The organism is Citrobacter amalonaticus, assembly GCF_002918555.1.
Taxonomy (GTDB): Bacteria; Pseudomonadota; Gammaproteobacteria; order Enterobacterales; family Enterobacteriaceae; genus Citrobacter_C; species Citrobacter_C amalonaticus_A.
Genome location: NZ_PQMB01000002.1, coordinates 505,636 through 525,678, shown reverse-complemented (window position 1 = coordinate 525,678; position 20,043 = coordinate 505,636). Strand labels below are relative to the sequence as shown.

Below are 20,043 nucleotides of genomic sequence, written 5' to 3'. Positions count from 1 at the left end.
TCGGTAACTAACGGATCTGTTATCGAAAGTCATTTATTTACCTCATGATTTAAAAGGGAATTTTATGAGAAAAAACTCATATGACAGGATCTATAAATCACAAGAATATCTGGCATCTTTGGGAACAATTCATTACCGATCGTTGTTCGGTAGCTACAGTTTAACCATCGATGACACGGTATTCGCCATGGTTGCCGATGGCGAATTATACCTTCGGGCCTGTGAGCAGAGCGTACAATACTGTGTGAACCACACGCCTGTCTGGCTGACGTTCATGAAACGTGGACGCCCTGTCATACTTAACTATTATCAGGTTGATGAAGCGCTGTGGCGCGACCAACAGCAGCTGGTTCGTTTATCAAAATTTTCGTTTGACGCCGCGTTACAAGAGAAGCATTCCCGTGGTTCGCAGCAGCGCCTGAAGGATTTACCCAACATGTCGTTCCATCTGGAGGTTTTGCTCAATGAGGCGGGCATTAAAGATGTTCGCACGTTGCGGATACTGGGCGCAAAAATGTGCTGGTTACGACTCCATCAGATCAACAAATCGGTGACGGTAAAGATCCTTTATATGCTGGAAGGTGCGATTAACGGAGTGCATGAAGCCGCACTCCCGGCGGTCCGTCGCCAGGAGCTATCACAGTGGGTTAAGGCGCTTTCACTGGAGCCGGAATATCTGCGGGCGACTGAGTGATTTGGCGCTGCAGGCGGCTAATTTCCGGGAGTAGCGCTATCAGCAAACCAACCTGCTGTACAACCAGAGGTTCTTTACTGTCAGGACGTGGCTCAAGATGCTGAATACGCTGTGTTAACTCGGCGAGCGCTTGTTGTACACGCTGTTCGTGGGCGGGTTGATGGTGCAGTGCATCATCGACATAGCAGACAGCGTCATCCAGTAACGTCAGGACCTCCGGATTGGTGAGTTGCTCCCGGTGAGCCCCCAGCGCTGAAATGTAACTGGTAAAAGTATGATTGAGGCAGAGCAGCCGGAACGCTGCCTCACGAGTACCGGCGGTAACATTGGGCTCGCTGGACATATTGGAGACGACAGAGGCCAGCTCAGCGTCGCGATTATGCGCATCGCGACGGGCAATGCGGTATGCAAGGCGGTTATCGCGGCCCTGATGATATTGTTCGAGGATCGCGTCAAGGTAGCGACAGTTGGCCTCGGTTGCGCGTTCCAGCACGCGGGGCAGGTTGCGAAAACGCCAGTCGGGCCAGATGAAAGTCACTGCCGCCCAGGCAATAGCACAGCCGATAAGCGTATCAATTACGCGTGGCAGTGCCACTTCAAACCCCTCGCCCAGCAGATTAAAACAAAGCAGTACCAGAAGGGTGATAAACATTGTCGCATGAGCATACTGAACGTTACGGAAAGCAAAAAACAGTACGCCGGTAATCACCAACAGGACAAGCTGCCCTTCCAGCGAAGGTACAAACCATAGTATTGGCAAACCAATGGCGACGCCTACCAGCGTGCCAATGATTCTCAACGCCAGGCGGTGCCGTGTGGCGTTGTAGTTAGGCTGACAAACGAACAGACTGGTCAGCAGGATCCAGTAGCCATGCTGCATACCGGTAATCTGAATGATGGCGTAGCCGACACAGAGAACCAGTGACATTCGCACCGCGTGACGAAAGAGCGCCGACTCCGGAGTAAAGTTGCGGCTCAGGCGCAGCCAGATGTCGCTGAATCCGTGCAGACTGTCATCAGCGAGCAGGTTCTCTGATTCACTCCGCGGCATGGCCTGCGCCTGCTCTGATTCAATTGTCGCCAGTTGAGCATCAATGGCCCGCAGGTTAGAGAGCAAGAACCCCAGCGTTTTCAACAGATCAGCCGACGACCCGTTGGCACGCATGCGCTCAAGCGCGGCATCGATATGGGTAAATGCGCGTTCAAAATGCGGGTCATGCTGGTAGGGCGTTCGCAGCAGAATAGAGCGTGAAAGCTGCATACAGGCCTGTCCCTGCATCGACATCAGGCGCTGGAAGCGGAACATGACATCGCTGTGACGAAAATGTTCGCGCAAGGTTTGATACTGCACATGCGATGAGCTTGCCCGCTCATGTATATCCTGCGCGACAAAATAGTAGTGCAGAGTCCGTCGCGTTCCCCTTTGTCCGCGGTCGCCGCGCAGGCGGGTAAGGAGTGAGACTTTGGTTTGATTCAGCGTCGCCATCAGCTGCCCGTTAGCCAGTGCCAGATCGTAGAGTGGGGCCTGGCTTTCATCTTCGATATCCGGATCAAACAGACGTGACTTTAGCTCCAGATAGTGCGCCAGCTGTTCATAGCTGCGCGCGAGATTATCCTGTAGCGGACGAACAGGAAACAGCAAATGGCCGATCAGCGTTAACAGGTTGTACCAGATGGCCCCGGCTATCAGCAGCAGCGGCTGCTGGTACCACTGGTCATAAAGCGAGGTACCCAACATGGTGTAAATGGCGATCAGCAATGCGCCAAAGGCGATCGTTGCATAACGTTGCCCTAAACCGCCCAGTAGAATAAAGCCGCTGGTGGAGAGGGTTAACCCTATTGCGAACAGCCACGGCCATGGGAACAGCAGTTCAACGGAGGCTGAAGCGATAAAAAAACAGATTAACGTAATAATCAGATTGCGCAGTCGACCAGCCAGGCGATCGTCCAGATCTGTAAGCGCCGCGGCCACCATCCCGAGTGTGAGTGGGATAGTGAGTTTCACATCGCCCAGCCACCATGGCAGAGCCGTGGTGCCGCAAAGCGCAATAAATATCCGTATATAATACAGCCAGGTGCTGTTCCAGGTATAACGTCTGAGCAGGGGACTTAACATAAAGGTCATTGGTTCTGCTTACTCAAAGCGACGACGTGCATTGGCTTCACGCGCAGAGCGGGCAGCTTCGACGGAGACCACGCGACGTCCAACAGGCCAAAGGGCGATAGCGGCGATTTTAAAGTTAGCGATGCCAACGGGGATGCCAATAATGGTAATACATTGGGCAATACCGGAGGCGATGTGCATCAGACATAGCCACCAGCCGAAGAAAATTAACCAGAAAATATTGAGTATCGTCCCCCCCGTGTTCATTAACGCACTTTTACCCTCGGGGTTGAGCTCGTCGACATGCACCGCCTCATTGCCATAGGGCAACAGCGAGAGCCTGGTTATTTCCCAGCATGAACGGGTGAGCGGCAATGTGAAGATAAGTACGATGCTGACCAGCGTGGCCAGTAGCCAGGAGAGCGTGGTGGCGAATCCCCCCAGCACAAAGTTTAAAATATTCAGAACGGTACGCATAAACCCTCGGTTAATTCTGGTTTTCTGTCTTTGCTGGCAATTGTAACGTTTTTTTGGGCTGGAGCACGTTTTCTCTGGCGGTTACACTGAGAAGAACTCCTCTACGTCTGGATCTGCTGAGTCATGGAACTGAAAGCAACTTCTCTGGGAAAACGTCTGGCACAACACCCGTACGATCGGGCCGTCATTCTTAATGCCGGTATTAAAGTATCGGGCGATCGTCATGAGTATCTTATTCCATTCAATCAGTTACTGGCTATTCACTGTAAACGTGGCCTGGTATGGGGCGAGCTGGAGTTTGTACTGCCGGATGAGAAAGTCGTCCGCCTGCACGGCACGGAATGGGCTGAGACGCAGCGTTTTCATCACCATCTGAATACCCGCTGGCAGCAGTGGAGTCAGGAGATGAGCGAGGTAGCGGCTGGCGTGTTGCAGAAACAGCTGGATTTGATTGCGGCTCGCTCGGGAGAAAACACGTGGCTGACGCGTGAGCAGACCTCCGGGCTACAGCAGCAGATTCGGCAGGCTTTTGCCGCCCTGCCGTTGCCGATTGGTCGGCTGGAAGAATTTGAAAACTGCCGCGATGCGTTAAAGCAATGCCTGGCGTGGCTGAAGGACATTGAAGCCAGTCGTCTGGCGCATAACCAGACCTATACCGATACGATGCTGACGGAGCATGCTGAATTTTTCCAGCAGATTGAGTCCTCCCCGCTCAATCCGGCGCAGGCGCGGGCGGTGGTCAATGGTGAGCATTCCTTGCTGGTACTGGCCGGGGCCGGGAGTGGTAAAACCTCGGTTCTGGTCGCGAGGGCGGGCTGGCTGCTGGCCAGAGGTGAAGCGGCTGCCGAACAGATCCTGTTGCTTGCGTTTGGGCGTAAAGCGGCTCAGGAGATGGATGAGCGTATTCGCGAGCGGCTCCATACCGGGGAGATCGCGGCACGGACGTTCCACTCGCTGGCGCTTCATATTATCCAGCAGGGGAGTAAAAAGGTACCAACCATCAGCAAGCTGGAAAATGATACCGTCGCACGCAACAAGCTGTTTATCAGCGCATGGCGTCAGCAGTGCAGCGAGAAGAAGGCACAGGCTAAAGGCTGGCGGCAGTGGCTGGAAGAAGAGATGCAGTGGCCGGTGCCGGAAGGGAATTTCTGGGACGACGAAAAATTACAGCGCCGTCTGGCTTCGCGACTGGATCGCTGGGTGGGGTTGATGCGCATGCACGGTGGGGCGCAGGCAGAGATGATTGCCAGCGCGCCGGAAGAGATCCGCGACCTGTTCAGCAAACGTATTAAATTGATGTCCCCGCTGCTGAAAGCGTGGAAAAGCGCGCTAAAAGAGGAGAACGCGGTCGATTTTTCCGGTCTTATCCATCAGGCGATTGTTATTCTGGAGAAAGGTCGTTTTATCAGTCCATGGAAGCATATTCTGGTGGATGAGTTTCAGGATATCTCACCGCAACGCGCGTCGTTGCTGGCGGCTCTGCGTAAGCAAAATACAGAGACCACGCTGTTTGCCGTCGGTGATGACTGGCAGGCGATTTACCGCTTTAGCGGGGCGCAACTCTCATTAACCACGGCGTTCCATCAGACTTTTGGTGAGGGTGAACGTTGCGATCTGGATACAACCTACCGTTTTAACAGTCGCATTGGTGAAATTGCCAACCGCTTCATTCAGCAAAATCCACATCAGCTTAAAAAGCCGTTGAATAGCCTGACGACGGGGGACAAAAAAGCCGTCACCTTACTGGATGAAAGCCAGCTGGACGCGCTGCTGGATAAACTTTCTGGTTACGCGAAAACGGAAGATCGCATTCTGGTGTTGGCGCGCTACCACTACCTTAAGCCCGTCAGTCTTGAAAAAGCGGCAACCCGCTGGCCCAAATTACAGCTTGATTTCATGACTATTCATGCCAGTAAAGGACAGCAGGCGGACTACGTGATTGTTGTCGGCTTGCAGGAGGGGAGTGATGGCTTCCCGGCACCGGCGCGGGAGGCGATCGTGGAGGAGGCGTTACTGCCGCCGGTTGAAGATTTTCCGGATGCGGAAGAACGGCGACTGCTGTATGTGGCCCTGACTCGCGCACGTCATCGCGTGTGGGTTCTGTTTAACAAAGAAAACCCATCAACGTTTGTCGAAGACCTGAAAGCGCTGGATGTGCCGGTGGCAAGAAAACCATAGAGAGCAGGCGGTCAGACAAACCGCCTGCAAAGCATTACTTCAGTCGTTCTGCCAGATAACGCTGATAATCCGGGATCAGAATGTCTACTGCGTCATTGAAGTGTGGGGACTGGATAATAAAGTCCGCCGTTGATACGTTAGTCGCGACAGGAATGTTCCACACGGTGGCAAGGCGCAGCAACGCTTTGACGTCCGGGTCGTGCGGCACGGCATTGAGCGGATCCCAGAAGAAAATCAGGACATCAATTTTCCCTTCCGAAATCAGTGCGCCAACCTGCTGATCGCCCCCCATCGGGCCGCTCAGCATTGCGTTAACGTCCATCCCCGTCGTGCGCTGAATCAAATTACCTGTGGTTCCCGTGGCGTAGAGCACGTGTTGCTCAAGCAATGGCTGGTGGCGTTCTACCCAGTTCATCAACATTTGTTTGCAGTGATCGTGCGCGACCAGCGCAATGTGCTTCCGCGCTGGCAAGGTGCGAGTCGTCAGTTCCATAGTTTATTTCCATAGTTAACCTTGCTACAGAGTACTGGAAGCTGTTGGCGCTGCAAGACAAAGACGAAAAAAGCCTGAGCGCAGGCACAAAAACCTCAGGAAGATGGCTGTTTTTCCGCCCATTGCAGGAAATTATTCCGCGTCTGCGGATCGGCTTGTTTAAACCAGTATTTTAACCGTTGTTCCGTCAGCGTCTGAGAAAGGGGGGAAATGGTATCAAGCTCAGAAACACCAGAAAGCAGAGCACTGTCATCGGCCATCATCGTGGCAAACTGGGGCAGCGAAGCGCGCTTTGCCGCTTTGTTGTAACGCTCGGTTTCGGCCTCGTAATCAATAATCTTCGCCGTGGAGGTAATTGATAATATGTCGAGTTCCACTGGAACGGGCGTGGCGTCGCCATCCAGCAGTTCCAGACGCGGCGTGGCGTCAAAATGTGCGGTTTCGCGCTCGCTTTCCAGACGGGGAAGGTGAAAGTTGACCAGGTTGATGAACTGCGTATTGAAGCTTATCACCAACGGCGGGGAAATATAGAGTCGTTCCTCATGGCTGGAGAGACGGATGGTTTTCTCTACCCGGAAGATAAGCTGGTGCGGACCATTATCCAGCTCAATACTGTCGGCGCCACGCAGTAGAGAACTGGAGACTTTTTTACCGTCGAGCACCAGCAGGTCGATATCGCTGGAGAGACGCAAGGTCGTCGCAAACACGGTCACCGGCAAACACAATGCAAAGAGGGTTACCACCATGCCGGTTTTCATAGCGTTCTCCTGTCAAAAGACTGCCCGCAGAATAATGTGTCTAAATTTTTCGACGATCACGTTTACTAACATATAGACATGTTTTTCGGTTTTGCGCTCATCCGTCTGTATGGGATGAATGGTTGGGATGTCCTCTTTGTCGTACACTTGCTTAAACAGCCTGGGAGAAAAATCATGAAAGAGACCGATATTGCTGGCATTTTGACGTCGACTCGCACTATCGCCCTGGTGGGGGCAAGTGATAAGCCGGATCGCCCGAGCTATCGTGTAATGAAGTATTTACTTGATCAGGGCTACCATGTGATTCCGGTATCACCAAAGGTGGCAGGAAAAACGCTGCTGGGGCAGCAAGGTTACGCGACGCTGGCAGAGGTGCCTGAGAAGGTCGATATGGTCGATGTGTTCCGTCATTCAGAGGCGGCATGGAGTGTCGCGCAGGAGGCCATTGCCATTGGTGCGAAAACGCTGTGGATGCAGTTGGGGGTGATCAACGAACAGGCGGCGGTGTTAGCACGCGAGGCGGGTTTGGCGGTGGTGATGGATCGCTGTCCGGCGATTGAGATCCCGCGGTTAGGGCTGGCGAAATAGTTGCCTGCGGCGCGGTCGCATCCGGTTGAAACAAAAGCAGCCCGATAAGCAGAATGCTATCGGGCGTTAATGAAATTTAATTGCGCAGGCGTGGCGCCTGGAGCTGCTTGCGGATAGTCTGCGCCAGCTCATCCATTGACGGTTGCTCTGGGTGCTCATCCTGCGTTTCGCTGCTCAGCTGCGCCTCAGCCAGATAAGTATGAACTGGCTGACCATCATCATCTTCCATTACCACGTGGTACCACGGAGCGGCGCGAAGCTCATCGTTGACCGCCAATTCATCGGGGGACGGCTCGTCGAGCGAATAGATCGGGTCGATATCCACGATCACTCCGAGATAACCTAACAGGGAATGGCGGACCTGTTGGCCTATACCGAATTTGCTGGCAATCATCGTTACCTCCCCGGGAAATTATTACTCTTTATATGAGGGTAATACTCCACTTTTCAAGTTACATGATGCGACAGGCAAACCCTTTCAGATACAGCCCTTCCGGATAGGTGGCGATCACCGGATGATCGGCAGCCTGACGGAACTGCTCTATAAATTGTACATCACGACCAGCATCTATTGCGGCATCGGCGATGATTTTCTGAAATAAATCTGTGGTCATCAGCCCGGAACAGGAGAATGTCAGCAAGACTCCGCCCGGATTCAGCAACTGGATCGCCAGCATATTGATATCTTTGTAGCCGCGGCAGGCACCCATCAGCTGGCTTTTGTTTTCAACAAACTTTGGTGGATCCATGACGATCACATCAAATTTCTCGCCGCGATCGCGGTAGGCGCGCAGCAGCTTGAAAACATCGTCGCGAACAAACTCAGCTTTGCTCAGATCCAGTTTGTTCAGCTCAACGTTCTGTTTCGCGATATCCAGCGCTTCCTGAGAGGTATCAACGCTGATCACCTGACGGCATCCGCCCATCAGGGCAGATACGGCGAACCCACCGGTGTAAGAGAAACAGTTCAGCACGCGCTGATTTTCGACATAGCGACGCGTCGCCAGACGGCTGTCGCGCTGATCGAGATAATAGCCCGTTTTATGACCGCCCTGGATGTCCACCAGCAGCTTCATGCCGTGTTCTTCAATGGGCAGCAAAGCGGGAGGGCGTTCACCGGTTACAAGACCGTGGGTCAGTTCCATACCCTCTTTTTTGCGCACGGCAACATCGCTACGGTCATAAATGGCACATTCCGGAAAAAGGGATTGCAGCGCGCTAATCAGAGCCGCACGCTGATACTCAGCGCCTGCGCTGAGTAACTGCAGCACCAGAAAATTGCCGAAGCGGTCAATGGTCACGCCAGGCAGACCGTCGGACTCACCGGCGATCAGACGATAACTGTCCAGCCCATCTTTTTGCGCCAGCCAGTCGCGCCACTGCTGCGCCTGCTGCAAACGACGGGTAAAGAAAGCGATATCGACCGATTCAGATTTATCGAACGTCCAGACACGTGCACGGATCTGTGAAGCCGATGAATACGCGCCACGGGCTAACCATTTACCCTGGTGATCGAGAATATCGATGGTTTCACCGAGACCCGCTTTGCCTTCCATGCGAGCAACCGCGCCGGAAAAGACCCACGGATGGCGACGGAGTAATGACTTCTCGCGCCCTTTAGCCAGAATTAAACGGGGATACGTTGAAAATGTAGATTCAGTCATGCGGAGTAACCTCTCACAAACAGTGACGCGAGCCGGACGAATGTTCCAGCCTGATACCGTTAAAACAAAATGGCGCGTAGGGTAGCACAGATGGGAGAGGCAAGCATCTGTGCATGGCGGAGAGCGTTTCGGCACAAAATTGAATCGCAAAGGCACAGTATCTTTGGTGGCGCTCTTTTACATTGCTATTTCTTAATACCCATAAGGAAATACAATGAAAACTGTCTCCTCCCTGACGGCCATCGTCATGATGGTCCTGAGCTTTAGCGTATCTGCTGCGCCGGTCTTCAGTCTTAACAGCACGGATATTCCGCAAGACCTCCGTTTGACGCAAAAACAGGTATTTAATGGATTTGGGTGCAGCGGTGAGAATCTTTCTCCACAGTTGAATTGGCAGAATCCGCCCACGGGAACCAAAAGTTTTGCCATTACGTTGTTTGATCCGGATGCGCCTACGGGAAGTGGCTGGTGGCACTGGACGGTGGTGAATATTCCGGCACAGCACCATGCCCTTGCCGCTGGAATGGACAACGCGAAGCTGCCTGCCGGCGCTGTTCAGGGGCGTAATGATTTCGGGTATGCTGGGTTTGGCGGAGCCTGTCCACCGGCAGGAGATAAAGCACATCGTTATACGTTTACCGTCTGGGCGCTGAATACGGCGTCATTGCCCATCGACAGTACGGCGAGCGGCGCGCTGGTGGGCTTTATGCTGAACAGTCACGTGATTGCAAAAGCTGAATTAACGACCACGTACGGAAGATAAGCGGAGGGTAACACGGTGCAGGACGTACATTTCCGACATAATATTCTGACGGCGGCAGAAGTTCGTTCCAGCCAGCTGCATTGCCTGCATCGTGTGAAACTTTTTTCGGCCGCTATCTGCCATATTACCCAGGGCAGCAAAGTTATCATTCAGGATGATAGTCGTCTGGTTGCCAGGTCTGGCGAGTTAATTATTATCCCGGCAGATACGCCGCTGGAGATTATCAACCAACCGGTGCGGGGCCGTTTCCGTTCCGATCTGTTGCTGCTTTCGCCTGCGATTATGGCGAAATTTAAAAAAGCGTACGTTGAGGATTATCCTCCTGCGACACTGACCTCTCTCTGTACGCCGATGAGTCAGGGGCTGGCGTTTATGTGGACGGGGCTGCTGGATGCGGTGCGTCAGGACTTGCCGGAAAAATTGCAGGAACATCAGGCGATGGGATTATTGTTAGCGCTTTTGCATGATGGGGCAGCAGGGCCGCTGCTTATTGAGCGCAGTTTTAATCTGACGGAGCAGGTGCGGCAACTCGTCATGCTGGCGCCTGCTAAGCTATGGACAGCAGAAGATATCGCCCGTCGTTTAGCGATGGGAACATCGACTTTGCGCAGACGACTTCAGCAGGAATCGCAGAGCTATCGGCAAATTGTTGAAGAGGTTCGCATGTCTTGTGCGCTTGCTCAGTTGCAGTCGACAACGCTGCCAATTGGCGAGATAGCACTGCGTTGCGGCTATCTTTCCGGCTCCCGGTTTACAGCGCGATTCCGCCAGCACTATGGATGTTTGCCAAAGCAGGTGCGTTAATGAAACGCACGCTATTAGCGTGCGGGTTCGCTCACCCTTTACGATAAGAAGGAGAACAGCAATGTCCAGAGTCTGCATCATCGCCTGGGTGTATGGTCGGGTTCAGGGGGTAGGGTTTCGCTATACCACGCAGCATGAAGCGCAGCGTCTGGGGTTAACCGGCTATGCAAAGAATATGGACGATGGCAGCGTGGAAGTGGTGGCCTGCGGTGAAACGACACAGGTTGAGAAGCTGATGAAGTGGCTGAAGGACGGTGGGCCGCGCTCCGCTCGTGTGGACAGAGTCCTCAGCGAACCGCACAGCCCTCGTAAGGAGATAACCGGCTTCAGTATTCGCTATTAAATACACTTCACCGGCCTGGGCAGGCCGGCAATTTTGGTGGCCTGTTTCGCCGGACCTTTGGGAAACAGGCGATACAGATAGCGACTGTTGCCTTTTTCTTCGCCAAACTTGTTTGCCATTGCCTTAACCAGCATACGGATTGCGGGTGAGGTGTTGAACTCCAGATAGAAATCACGCACAAAGCGCACCACTTCCCAGTGTTCGGGGGAGAGTGTAATGCCTTCATTTTCCGCAATAACAGCCGCCAGAGGTTCACTCCACTGCGAGGAGACTTTTAAATAGCCATCGCTGTCGGTAGCGATCTCTTTACCTTCAAAAATTAGCATCACAATTTGTTGTCCTGAAAAAACTGCCCGCAGTTTAACAAAAAATGGTCCGGGCGATAAACCTCAAGCCAGAGCAGCAACTGCAACAGATTACTGACATTGAGCTTGTCCAGCTCGCTTTTAATAATGAAAAAATCAAAATACGGTTCACTATCCCAGGCAGTCATAATGTCAGTACCGCCTGTTACGGAGCTGGAGAATACATACGTTTTTTTATTTTTTTCGCCAGATCCTCAAAGCCGGAAGGAATCGCTATTTCAGCGCAGGCCAGCTGGATAGATACGGGGAGTAGGGCGGCAAAAAGAAGAGTTTTAGTGTGAAAAGCCATGAACAAGCCTCGACGTCATCCTGACATCAGAGGGCTTTCATCCTCTGATTTTTTCGTAGCGCGGATTTATGCACCGCCTTCCGTAGTGGTCGCCTGAGTCAGCATCAGACTGACCACACCACGGTACTGATCGCCATCAGCATTGGTTAACTGCGCTGCACTTACCAGAGGCACTTTAACGTTGCTGGTGGCGGAGTTAACCAGATCCTGGTATTCAGGCGACAATTTTCCAGACCACGGCCTGGCAGGGTTCTTGCGCCTGTGAGGAAACAGGATGTAAACATAACCGCGTGCGGTAACACCTGAGATCTATGTATGTTCTTTATATTTAATAATTCGTTGTTGTTTGATCCACACTCTCATTTAATTAGTTTGGTTGGTCAGCCTGAGTCAGCAATTATGCTGTCGGCTCCTGCCGTACGTGTGTTGCAGAAGTTTATTCGCAATAAAAGGTTGTGATCTAAGCCGTGAACAATTAATTACCCGGGGCCGGGAGGAGTATGGTTTTACCCCTTCAGGAAATAATCTGAATAAGGCTGTGAGCGAGTTACGAAAAAGTTTTCAGATGTCAGGGGACAACTGTTCTTTGATTGTGACCGTACCGCGATTGGGATTTCGTTTTGAGGGGGAGGTGCCTGTCAGTCGCGTGAAAATCTCCGTTTTTATCGTCAGTGTTAGACCCCCTCCTGGAGAGGGGGGCTTTTACTTAAGCTGTTGACTTAATCGCGGCTGGCGAAGCCCAGGATGCTGAGCAGGCTGATAAAGATGTTGTACAGCGAAACGTACAGGCTGACGGTGGCGCGGATATAGTTTGTCTCACCACCACGGATGATGTTGCTGGTTTCAAACAGGATTGCGCCCGAAGAAATCAGGATAAACACCGCGCTGATGGCCAGATGCAGTGCCGGCAGTTGCAGGAAGATATTCGCAACCATTCCGATCAGCACCACCACAATCCCCGCCATCAGCATACCGCCGAGGAAGGACATGTCTTTACGAGTGGTCAGCACATAGGCAGAGCAGCAGAAGAAGACCAGAGCTGTACCGCCCAGCGCCATACCGATAACGTCACCCATGCCCGCCGACAGGTAGGCGTTCAGGATTGGCCCCAGGATGTAACCCAGAAAGCCAGTGAAGGCAAAAGCAGACAGGATACCGGTTGGTTTATTCGCGGTTTTATAGGTCAGGAACATCAGGCCATACATACCCACCAGTGTCAGAATCAGACCTGGCGACGGCAGCATTAATACGGTGCTGGCGGTTGCTGTAATAGCAGAAAACGCCAGCGTCAGGCTCAGCAGGAAATAGGTGTTGCGCAGCACTTTATTTGTGCTGAGTAGCGATGTACGGTCATGTGAAGAACTAACAATACGGTCCATGAGTCACTCTCTTATGACAGATGCAATTAATGCTGGAGGATAATAAAATCAACGACAATCACACAGCGGTTTTACCCATCTTTACGCATTTGATTCCGAACATGTTTAGCATTTTATTTTGATAAATAAATGCAAACCAGATGGAAGTGCCGATTATACACGTAAAGAAGATCAATATCTTATAGGTTACTGAAAAACATTGCCTTATTGTGCTTTTGCTATTAAGCGTAAACACGATGTCATCAAAAATAAATAAGGCAATGGATCATGACTCAACACAAATCAAAAACACTGAATCGCACCCTGCTGGTCGCCGCGTTGATGGTGATGAATGCTGCTGCATGGGCGGCAACGGTACCCGCCGGGACTGCACTGGCGGATAAGCAGGAGTTGGTCAGAAACAACGGTAGTGAACCCGCATCACTGGATCCGCATAAAGTTGAAAGTAACGTCGAGTTTAATTTAATCAGCGATATGTTTGATGGTCTTGTCGCCGTCAACCCACAGGGGGTGGTTGAACCGCGTCTGGCGGCATCCTGGGAGAATAAGAATAACACCGTTTGGGTTTTTCATTTGCGCCCCGGCATTATGTGGTCTGATGGTTCTGCTATCACCGCGCAGGACATCGTCTGGAGCTGGCAACGGCTTGTTTTACCGCAAACCGCCTCACCGTATGCAACCTATCTGGGTAATATGCATGTTGCCAATGCGGCTGATATTGCCCAGGGTAAAAAAGATCCTGCCACGCTCGGGGTAAAAGCGCTGAATGATACTACATTGGAAGTCACGCTGACCCAGCCAACCGCTGCTTTTCTGGCAATGCTGGCGCATCCGTCGCTGGTACCGCTGGATAAAGTACTGATTGGTCGCTTTGGTGATAAATGGACAAAGCCGGAGCATTTTGTCAGCAGTGGGGCTTACAGGCTTTCGCAGTGGGTAGTGAATGAGCGAATTGTTGCAGTGCGTAACACGCATTACTGGGACGATAAAAACACGGTAATTAATAAAGTCACGTACCTGCCCATCAGCTCAGAATCGGCAGATGTCAATCGCTACAAGGCTGGGGAAATTGACATTGTCTTCAGCGTGCCGGTGAATCAGTTTGCGCAGTTGAAAAAGACGATGGGTGATGAGCTACGCGTTTCCCCACAGCTGTCGACCTATTACTACATGTTCAATACCACGCGGGCGCCGTTCAACGATCCGCGCGTTCGTCGTGCGCTGAATCTGGCGCTGGATAAAGACATTATTGCTGAAAAAGTCATGGGGCAGGGACAGCTTGCCGCGTGGCTGATAAGCCAGCCTGAAATCGGGGGTATACAACTGCATGACCCGGAGTACGCCTCGTGGCCGCGCGATAAACGGATCGCTGAAGCGAAAAAGCTGCTGTCTGAAGCTGGATTCGGTCCGGAGCATCCACTCACCTTCAATCTACTCTATAACACTTTTGAAACTCACCAGCGCATTGCCATTGCCGCGTCATCCATGTGGAAGAAAAACCTGGGCGTGGAGGCGAAACTACAAAATCAGGAGTGGAAAACCATGCTTGATACTATGCACACCGGCAATTTCGACGTAGTGCGTTATGCGTGGATAGCGGACTACGACGACGCGTCGAGTTTTCTCAATATATTCCGTACGGGTGATAGTGAAAACACGACGCTGTACAGCAATGCCGCCTACGATGAGGCAATGCTGAACGCGGCTAAAGCCAGTTCGCTGACAGAACGGGGGAAATACTATCAGCAGGCGGAAGATCTTTTGGGGCAGGATGTTCCCGCAATGCCTCTCTATCACTATGTACGTACACATCTGGTAAAGCCGTGGGTGGGAGGATTTATCCCGGACAGGCTTGGCAACTACTACACCAAAGATATGTACATCAAAAAACATTAAGCACTACAGGCTGATTTTATGCTGCTAAAATGGTCAATTTGTTGTTATTTCAGGCTATTAATGGCATTTTGACTATTTTTCAGGCAAACGAACGCATTCGGGCTTTACACGGCGCATCGGGATGTTTATAGTGCGCCTCATTCCGGAAGTGTGGCCGAGCGGTTGAAGGCACCGGTCTTGAAAACCGGCGACCCGAAAGGGTTCCAGAGTTCGAATCTCTGCGCTTCCGCCAGATTAAACAAGGGGTTACCGAAAGGTAACCCCTTTGTTTTTTGTCTGTTAGAACCGACTTAGAATATTCACTTAGAATATCTTTCCTGAATCGGCGGTCTGTCGAGGGTAGGAGAGACCTTAGTTTTTCGGTCATAAATCAGAACCTGACTCTCCGTTTTGTGTCCGCTGAACAACTGTTTATCGCGACTACTTCCTTCGTAATCAGAGATGCCTTTTGCTTTCAGATCGTGGAAAGTACAGTCCAGCATATAACCCAATTTTACTGATGCTCTATGCCTGGCATCTTCCCAGTGGTGACTGAATCCCCGTTTACCGAATCCGCTTCCGTGCGTCCCCAGTATCACGCATGAGCCCGGATTGTTCGGCGTAGAGAATGTTTTCGCCAGCTCAAAAGCCTGGCGCAGTCGTTCAGTCCACTGTTTGATTTGGCTGACGCTGTTTTTCCCCTGCTGGATGAAGATCCCCTCCGGTGTAACCTGGCGCCATTGCAGACCCAACACGTCTGCCTGTCGTGCTGCGCACAGATAGGCTATCTCCATAGCGACACGTGTCACTGCATCAGCTTCCTGATAAATAGCTTCGTACTCTGCATCAGTAATATAACGACCACGCGCCACAGCTTTGAATTTACTCACACCCTGACAAGGATTTCCTTTCACCATTCCTCTTTCATATCCCCACCTGTACACACGCGACATGCTGCTCATTTCGTGATTTGCCTGAGTCTTACTCTGTAATCCTCGGCGATCCATAAATTTCCGTACATCTTCCGTTTTAATTTTATCTGCCGTTATTTTACCGAATACCGCTAATAACTTTTTCTGGTGCTGTAAATAATCTTTCTGGGTACGAGGCTTGAGTTCAAGATAATATGCACTTTTTAAAAACAGCCCCCATAGTTTGCTGAACGTCATAATGTTGCTTTGCTCATTCAGCAGAGCTTCATATTTTCCCCAGAGTTGCGATAACTTCATACTAACCGGCCCGATGGTGATGCACTCTTTAGCTGTGGGCTTGTAGTAATAGCTATATTTATTCGCGTAGACGCGTGGAGGAAGTTTGTTATGCACAGCTGGGAATGACCACTCAGCAGTTAATTTGCATTGCGATTCGTGATTTTGCCGCGGCGATTATTGCCTTGCTGCTTGATGCCAGGGATCGACCGCAGCGTATAGCACAGGCATTACAAGCCATACAGGAAACACAGCGCCTGACCAGCGTTTAACTTGTATCGAGGAAAGACCAATATGCAGACATTAACAGACCGCATTCCGACGCAGCCGCTTGAAGCTTTGAAGGTGGTTGAAGCGTGGGGGGTTCCGTCTGATGACAATGAAAGGCTTCACCTGGAACAAGTGCGGAAGCCGCCAGACAGACAAACTGGTAATGGGAATGGGGCATATGACTCGCGCCAATAGCGAGGACTGCCTTTTTGCGGTTAAGGGAAATCTTCCTGAACGCATTAATGCTGGGATCGTCCAGTCATTTACCGCGCCGCGCCTGGTGCATTCGCAAAAGCCTGACTTTGTGCGTGAAAAGTTGGTTCAACTGCTGGGGGATGTTCCGCGCATAACCCCACCTACAGATTCCCCTTCCATTGCTGAGATGATAGCCACAGGGAGAGAAGAAATGGCGTCGGAATGTAAAAAAGGCGATGTTTCTTTTAACTGCGAATTCCTCACTGGCGATCTGACCGGGACAGGTAAATGGCATCACACTAAGCTGTACCTTCATAACAGCGGGCGTGTAGATATGATTGTTGACGGTAAAGCCTATTACCAAAGCGATATCAGTAATAGCAGCTTTGCAGGTCAGGAGACTACTTCTTTCACAATGAAAGGAGTTGGTGGCGATCATGGCGAAGTAAATATCGTGAGGTCTAACGAAGGGAAATCCTTAAATTTTGAAGCTTATAACAAAGATGATAAACGGTTTGTTATGGGGGGGGCTAAGTTGCAGTAGCTCACTCAGATTGGCTTCATGCATCTAAGCATTGGTGTTAGATTTTATGATGAGACAAATTATCTATTCAGAACTCCCGTTGAGGCGGTCATGCGAAGGTGTGGCTGCTCCTGAATGTTTATGGAGTTCTATCATGAAACCACAAAAACGCGCGATGCGTCGGCATCACGCCAAAAGACTTAAAGCCAAGCGAAACCATTACCACAATGTGGGTTCTGGTGGGTTGGTTGCTTTAGGAATTGTTTATCGAACCCCTTGCTTGTGCTCTTGCTGGATGTGTGGCAACCAACGCCAGTATTATGGTATGCGTATTCAGGAGCGTAGAGATAGAGCAATGTATTCTTTGTGATTACTACCATCATCGATGGCGTTTTTTTCTATCTAAATAGCTGCGCCTAATACCGCTACACTTTTGCCAGGCCATGTTTTCCCCCAGGAAATGGGCTGACGGTTTTCATAAAATGGCGAACTTTTTTCAGCAACTGCCACATTGAACGACACTGATGATTGCGCGTTATCGTGTCGTGAAGTGTTTGCCATAGCCGCTCTACGTGGTTCACCCATGGCGAGTAAACCGGTTGATAAATTATCCTGAACTTCGGATTCTGTTTCAGCCAGCGCTGGGTTTCCCGGCTTTTATGGATAATGTAGTTGTCCACGATTAGCGTGATAGTTTTCGCCCGCCGGTACGTGGCTTTGAGGTGTTTTAGCAGGCTGATGAACAGCGTCGAACTTTTGCTGTTTCCACCAACGTAGCTGACTTTGCCTGTTCCACTGTGTAGCGCCCCAGCCAGATAGTATTTTTCATTCTGACCGGGCGTTACCACGCGTTTTTGCTGTCCGCGCAGTTGCCAGTCTGCGCCGGTTTTGGGATTAAGGTGGATATCCACTTCATCTTCATAAAATACCGGATGTTCTGCACTGCATTCGTCCAGCGCTTTGTGGATTGCCGTCATCTTTTCATCCTTATGTGGATCACGGATACGTAGCGTTGGGGCGGCCCTTCGCCAGACAAGCCCTGCAGAAGGTAGCCAACGACGAACGGTTCCTGCATGTAACTGGCAACCTGTTATCTCATTGATTTTTATTGCCAATAACTCAGTGCTCCAGCGTGAACGTTGATAACCAAAATCACCGGGAGAATGCTTTATCAGTTCACGTAACAGTGTGCAGATATGCTCAAATGGCCAGCGACGGGAACGTCCGGCAGGCAACGATTTCAGGCCTTCAATACCCGACAGCGTAAACCAGTTAATCCAGCGTCCAATGGATGAACGGGCGCAGCAGAGCGTTCTGGCGACGTCGCTAACACGGTCCCCCCGGTGCAGCATCAGTAAGGCAGTCAGTCTGCGTGCATGATTTTTATCACGTGTCTTATGGATAGCTTTCTGCATCAGGCGTCGTTCTGCTCGGGGGATTGGTGCTATGATCGGCATCGCTCAGTCCGGTTAGTGATTTGGGATATTCAGCGATTGATCAGATCGCACAATCCGGACTGAGTTCCCTTTAAGTGATCTACTATTCGGCGCAGCTATTTAGCCCACTCAGCTGGCTGCGTGAAAGCGGCTGGATAGTCATTAAGCGAGACCTAGTGGCAGAGAAATTGGCTACATGGTGATGTAGGTCGTTCACCAGTTACAGATAACCAACCCGCTTCGGCGGGTTTTGTCGTCGCCCGATCCCTGATACCATTTTGGCTATTTAGTTAAATGGGGTAGGGATATGAAAAAGATACTGCTTATACTTGTTGCAATTGGGTTGACTGGCTGCGCTAGGCCCTATGGACCAGCAGAAACCATAATTAACAAACAAATTGTTAATCCTAAGCCTGGTGTAGAGCAAACCAAAGTTACTATCACAAGAAACAAACAATTTATTGGTGGCGGAAGCGGCGGGATGTGTCGTTTTCTTGTGCAGATAGATGGCGTTGATATTGCCAAATTACGGCAAAATCAGTTTATTTCGGCGTATTTGGATAATGGTAAGCATCTACTAAGAGTAAGCAATGAATGTGATGTCGGGTCAATGGGGATGAGGAAATCTCTTGAAATTGAAGCAACAGGTGGTGAGCAAGAGTATATAACTGAAAATGGCATGTGGAGGCAATACCGCATGTGGCGAGTTAAATGAAAGGAAGGCCGTGATAGTGGCCTTTTTTAATGGTGGTGATGATGCAAGAAATTATGATACAAACAGAACAGAACTGAACGGAAACATTGGTATCGATGATTTAGACTATCACGCCACTTGGTTCATGGCTCTGATGTAACTTAGCCATAAACACATAAAACCCGCTTAACTGCGCTGAGGAATCCCCAGTAATGAGCGGGTAAAAAAAGACAGGCATAGAGTTTTGTGATCTACTGATTTGTGCAACCAATTCAATGAGATCACCTCTATGCCTGCTTATCGAGTATGTCAGAATTTCTTCCGCGATGCTTTAGCCCCGTTTCACAAATATCGACAAAATGCTTTACTGGATGCCACCATCGCACTCATCAACGGCGCATCTCTGACGTTGACCAGCATCGGACGTTATTTACCCGGTACAGCTCAGGTCAAAAACAAAATAAAACGCGTTGACCGTCTGCTCGGTAATGAATCTCTCCATCACGATATCCCTCTGATATTTAGAAATATTATTTCCATGCTGACAAGCCAGCTATCACTGTGCGTCATCGCCGTTGACTGGAGTGGCTACCCGTCTCAGGAGCATCACGTGCTCCGTGCCAGCCTGATTTGCGATGGACGTTCGATACCCTCAAATCCCGGCTTCACCGTGAAATAACGATGCGCGATTATGGTCAGCGAAATGGCGGGCATTTCAATCTGGTTCAGAAGAAAACAGATATGGATAACGGACGGCACGCAGTCGGTGCTTGTGCAGATATTTGGTTCAGCGGACCTGTGCGACAGCCCGGTAAAACCTGGCGAAGAACAGGCAGCGCACAGCTTCAGTAATACAACGCTGACCATCACGCCTCCAACAGCAATGTGGATACGTTCATCATGGTTTGAAGGCAATATTCGTGTCGTCGTGTCGTGAGGGACT

23 protein-coding genes, 1 tRNA gene and 4 pseudogenes are annotated in these 20,043 nt (G+C 50.9%); 15 read left to right on the top strand and 13 right to left on the bottom strand.

Going from position 1 to position 20,043, the window contains the following annotated elements:
* Positions 1-64: 64 nt before the first annotated feature.
* Positions 65-694 (top strand): TfoX/Sxy family DNA transformation protein, encoded by a 630-nt coding sequence (locus C3432_RS08035; RefSeq protein WP_103776107.1) that lies wholly within the window; start codon positions 65-67, stop codon positions 692-694.
* Here C3432_RS08035 and yccS read toward each other — a convergent pair.
* Together yccS and C3432_RS08025 are read right to left on the bottom strand one after the other, a co-directional pair.
* Positions 648-2,810 carry a YccS family putative transporter gene (yccS, locus tag C3432_RS08030; RefSeq protein WP_103776941.1) on the bottom strand — a complete coding sequence of 721 codons (2,163 nt, stop codon included), beginning with the start codon at positions 2,808-2,810 and terminating at the stop codon, positions 648-650. The genes C3432_RS08035 and yccS overlap by 47 nt on opposite strands.
* A gap of 18 nt (positions 2,811-2,828) precedes the next feature.
* The gene (locus C3432_RS08025) at positions 2,829-3,275 is read right to left on the bottom strand and encodes a YccF domain-containing protein (protein ID WP_103776106.1); all 447 of its coding nucleotides are present in this window, start codon (positions 3,273-3,275) and stop codon (positions 2,829-2,831) included.
* 123 nt (positions 3,276-3,398) lie between these two features.
* Here C3432_RS08025 and helD point away from each other — a divergent pair, with 123 nt between their 5' ends.
* Positions 3,399-5,453, top strand: coding sequence for a DNA helicase IV (gene helD / locus C3432_RS08020; RefSeq protein ID WP_103776105.1), 2,055 nt, complete (start codon positions 3,399-3,401; stop codon positions 5,451-5,453).
* 34 nt (positions 5,454-5,487) lie between these two features.
* Here helD and mgsA read toward each other — a convergent pair whose 3' ends face one another.
* Together mgsA and csgI are read right to left on the bottom strand one after the other, a co-directional pair.
* The gene (gene mgsA, locus C3432_RS08015) at positions 5,488-5,946 is read right to left on the bottom strand and encodes a methylglyoxal synthase (protein WP_103776104.1); all 459 of its coding nucleotides are present in this window, start codon (positions 5,944-5,946) and stop codon (positions 5,488-5,490) included.
* Between the two features lie 95 nt (positions 5,947-6,041).
* The gene (gene csgI / locus C3432_RS08010; RefSeq protein ID WP_103776103.1) at positions 6,042-6,704 is read right to left on the bottom strand and encodes a curli synthesis inhibitor; all 663 of its coding nucleotides are present in this window, start codon (positions 6,702-6,704) and stop codon (positions 6,042-6,044) included.
* A 174-nt stretch (positions 6,705-6,878) separates the two neighbouring features.
* On the opposite strand from csgI, the gene C3432_RS08000 reads away from it, so the two are divergent.
* On the top strand, positions 6,879-7,292 hold the full coding sequence (locus C3432_RS08000) for a CoA-binding protein (RefSeq protein ID WP_103776102.1): 414 nt from the start codon (positions 6,879-6,881) through the stop codon (positions 7,290-7,292).
* 76 nt (positions 7,293-7,368) lie between these two features.
* On the opposite strand, the gene hspQ is transcribed toward C3432_RS08000, so the two are convergent.
* Together hspQ and rlmI are read right to left on the bottom strand one after the other, a co-directional pair.
* Positions 7,369-7,686, bottom strand: coding sequence for a heat shock protein HspQ (hspQ, locus tag C3432_RS07995; RefSeq protein ID WP_103776101.1), 318 nt, complete (start codon positions 7,684-7,686; stop codon positions 7,369-7,371).
* A gap of 58 nt (positions 7,687-7,744) precedes the next feature.
* A complete protein-coding gene (rlmI, locus tag C3432_RS07990; RefSeq protein WP_103776100.1) occupies positions 7,745-8,956 on the bottom strand; it encodes a 23S rRNA (cytosine(1962)-C(5))-methyltransferase RlmI in 1,212 nt (403 codons plus the stop codon).
* A 214-nt stretch (positions 8,957-9,170) separates the two neighbouring features.
* Here rlmI and C3432_RS07985 point away from each other — a divergent pair, with 214 nt between their 5' ends.
* The 3 genes from C3432_RS07985 (at position 9,171) to yccX (ending at position 10,866) form a co-directional block, all read left to right on the top strand.
* Positions 9,171-9,719, top strand: coding sequence for a YbhB/YbcL family Raf kinase inhibitor-like protein (locus C3432_RS07985; protein WP_103776099.1), 549 nt, complete (start codon positions 9,171-9,173; stop codon positions 9,717-9,719).
* Positions 9,720-9,734: 15 nt separating this feature from the next.
* On the top strand, positions 9,735-10,523 hold the full coding sequence (locus C3432_RS07980) for an AraC family transcriptional regulator (RefSeq protein ID WP_103776098.1): 789 nt from the start codon (positions 9,735-9,737) through the stop codon (positions 10,521-10,523).
* 61 nt (positions 10,524-10,584) lie between these two features.
* A complete protein-coding gene (gene yccX, locus C3432_RS07975; protein ID WP_103776097.1) occupies positions 10,585-10,866 on the top strand; it encodes an acylphosphatase in 282 nt (93 codons plus the stop codon).
* Here the strand turns inward: yccX and tusE are convergent.
* From tusE to yccA, 5 genes are all read right to left on the bottom strand, one after another.
* Complete coding sequence (gene tusE / locus C3432_RS07970) at positions 10,863-11,192, bottom strand: sulfurtransferase TusE (RefSeq protein ID WP_103776096.1); 330 nt, start codon at positions 11,190-11,192, stop codon at positions 10,863-10,865. The genes yccX and tusE overlap by 4 nt on opposite strands.
* Positions 11,192-11,359: a hypothetical protein gene (locus C3432_RS27640; protein ID WP_181012889.1), complete on the bottom strand. Its 168-nt coding sequence runs from the start codon at positions 11,357-11,359 to the stop codon at positions 11,192-11,194. Before C3432_RS27640 ends, tusE begins: the two co-directional genes overlap by 1 nt.
* A gap of 17 nt (positions 11,360-11,376) precedes the next feature.
* Positions 11,377-11,520 (bottom strand): hypothetical protein, encoded by a 144-nt coding sequence (locus C3432_RS27635; RefSeq protein WP_181012888.1) that lies wholly within the window; start codon positions 11,518-11,520, stop codon positions 11,377-11,379.
* A gap of 66 nt (positions 11,521-11,586) precedes the next feature.
* Positions 11,587-11,745: a hypothetical protein gene (locus tag C3432_RS07965; RefSeq protein WP_258041594.1), complete on the bottom strand. Its 159-nt coding sequence runs from the start codon at positions 11,743-11,745 to the stop codon at positions 11,587-11,589.
* A 494-nt stretch (positions 11,746-12,239) separates the two neighbouring features.
* The gene (gene yccA, locus C3432_RS07955) at positions 12,240-12,899 is read right to left on the bottom strand and encodes an FtsH protease modulator YccA (protein ID WP_103776095.1); all 660 of its coding nucleotides are present in this window, start codon (positions 12,897-12,899) and stop codon (positions 12,240-12,242) included.
* Between the two features lie 267 nt (positions 12,900-13,166).
* On the opposite strand from yccA, the gene C3432_RS07950 reads away from it, so the two are divergent.
* Together C3432_RS07950 and C3432_RS07945 are read left to right on the top strand one after the other, a co-directional pair.
* The gene (locus C3432_RS07950) at positions 13,167-14,795 is read left to right on the top strand and encodes an ABC transporter substrate-binding protein (protein ID WP_103776094.1); all 1,629 of its coding nucleotides are present in this window, start codon (positions 13,167-13,169) and stop codon (positions 14,793-14,795) included.
* 144 nt (positions 14,796-14,939) lie between these two features.
* Positions 14,940-15,027, top strand: a tRNA-Ser gene (locus C3432_RS07945).
* A 67-nt stretch (positions 15,028-15,094) separates the two neighbouring features.
* Here the strand turns inward: C3432_RS07945 and C3432_RS07940 are convergent.
* Positions 15,095-16,099 carry a tyrosine-type recombinase/integrase gene (locus C3432_RS07940; RefSeq protein WP_103776093.1) on the bottom strand — a complete coding sequence of 335 codons (1,005 nt, stop codon included), beginning with the start codon at positions 16,097-16,099 and terminating at the stop codon, positions 15,095-15,097.
* Between C3432_RS07940 and C3432_RS27420 the strand changes: the two are divergent.
* From C3432_RS27420 to C3432_RS07930, 3 genes and pseudogenes are all read left to right on the top strand, one after another.
* Positions 16,093-16,254, top strand: a pseudogene (locus C3432_RS27420) (toxin YdaT family protein); the annotation flags it as partial. The gene C3432_RS07940 and the pseudogene C3432_RS27420 overlap by 7 nt on opposite strands.
* Positions 16,255-16,297: 43 nt before the next feature.
* Positions 16,298-16,601, top strand: a pseudogene (locus tag C3432_RS07935) (MT-A70 family methyltransferase); the annotation flags it as partial.
* A 523-nt stretch (positions 16,602-17,124) separates the two neighbouring features.
* A complete protein-coding gene (locus tag C3432_RS07930) occupies positions 17,125-17,340 on the top strand; it encodes a hypothetical protein (RefSeq protein WP_103776092.1) in 216 nt (71 codons plus the stop codon).
* A 55-nt stretch (positions 17,341-17,395) separates the two neighbouring features.
* On the opposite strand, the gene C3432_RS07925 is transcribed toward C3432_RS07930, so the two are convergent.
* On the bottom strand, positions 17,396-18,427 hold the full coding sequence (locus C3432_RS07925) for an IS630 family transposase (protein ID WP_103776091.1): 1,032 nt from the start codon (positions 18,425-18,427) through the stop codon (positions 17,396-17,398).
* Positions 18,428-18,534: 107 nt separating this feature from the next.
* Between C3432_RS07925 and C3432_RS27415 the strand changes: the two are divergent.
* The 4 genes and pseudogenes from C3432_RS27415 to C3432_RS07910 all read left to right on the top strand — a co-directional run.
* Positions 18,535-18,609 (top strand): annotated as a pseudogene (locus tag C3432_RS27415) (ORF6N domain-containing protein); the annotation flags it as partial.
* 104 nt (positions 18,610-18,713) lie between these two features.
* Positions 18,714-19,121 carry a hypothetical protein gene (locus C3432_RS07920; protein WP_103776090.1) on the top strand — a complete coding sequence of 136 codons (408 nt, stop codon included), beginning with the start codon at positions 18,714-18,716 and terminating at the stop codon, positions 19,119-19,121.
* 268 nt (positions 19,122-19,389) lie between these two features.
* Positions 19,390-19,752: pseudogene (locus C3432_RS07915) on the top strand (IS4 family transposase); the annotation flags it as partial.
* Between the two features lie 39 nt (positions 19,753-19,791).
* Positions 19,792-20,037: a hypothetical protein gene (locus C3432_RS07910; RefSeq protein ID WP_103776089.1), complete on the top strand. Its 246-nt coding sequence runs from the start codon at positions 19,792-19,794 to the stop codon at positions 20,035-20,037.
* Positions 20,038-20,043: the final 6 nt, after the last annotated feature.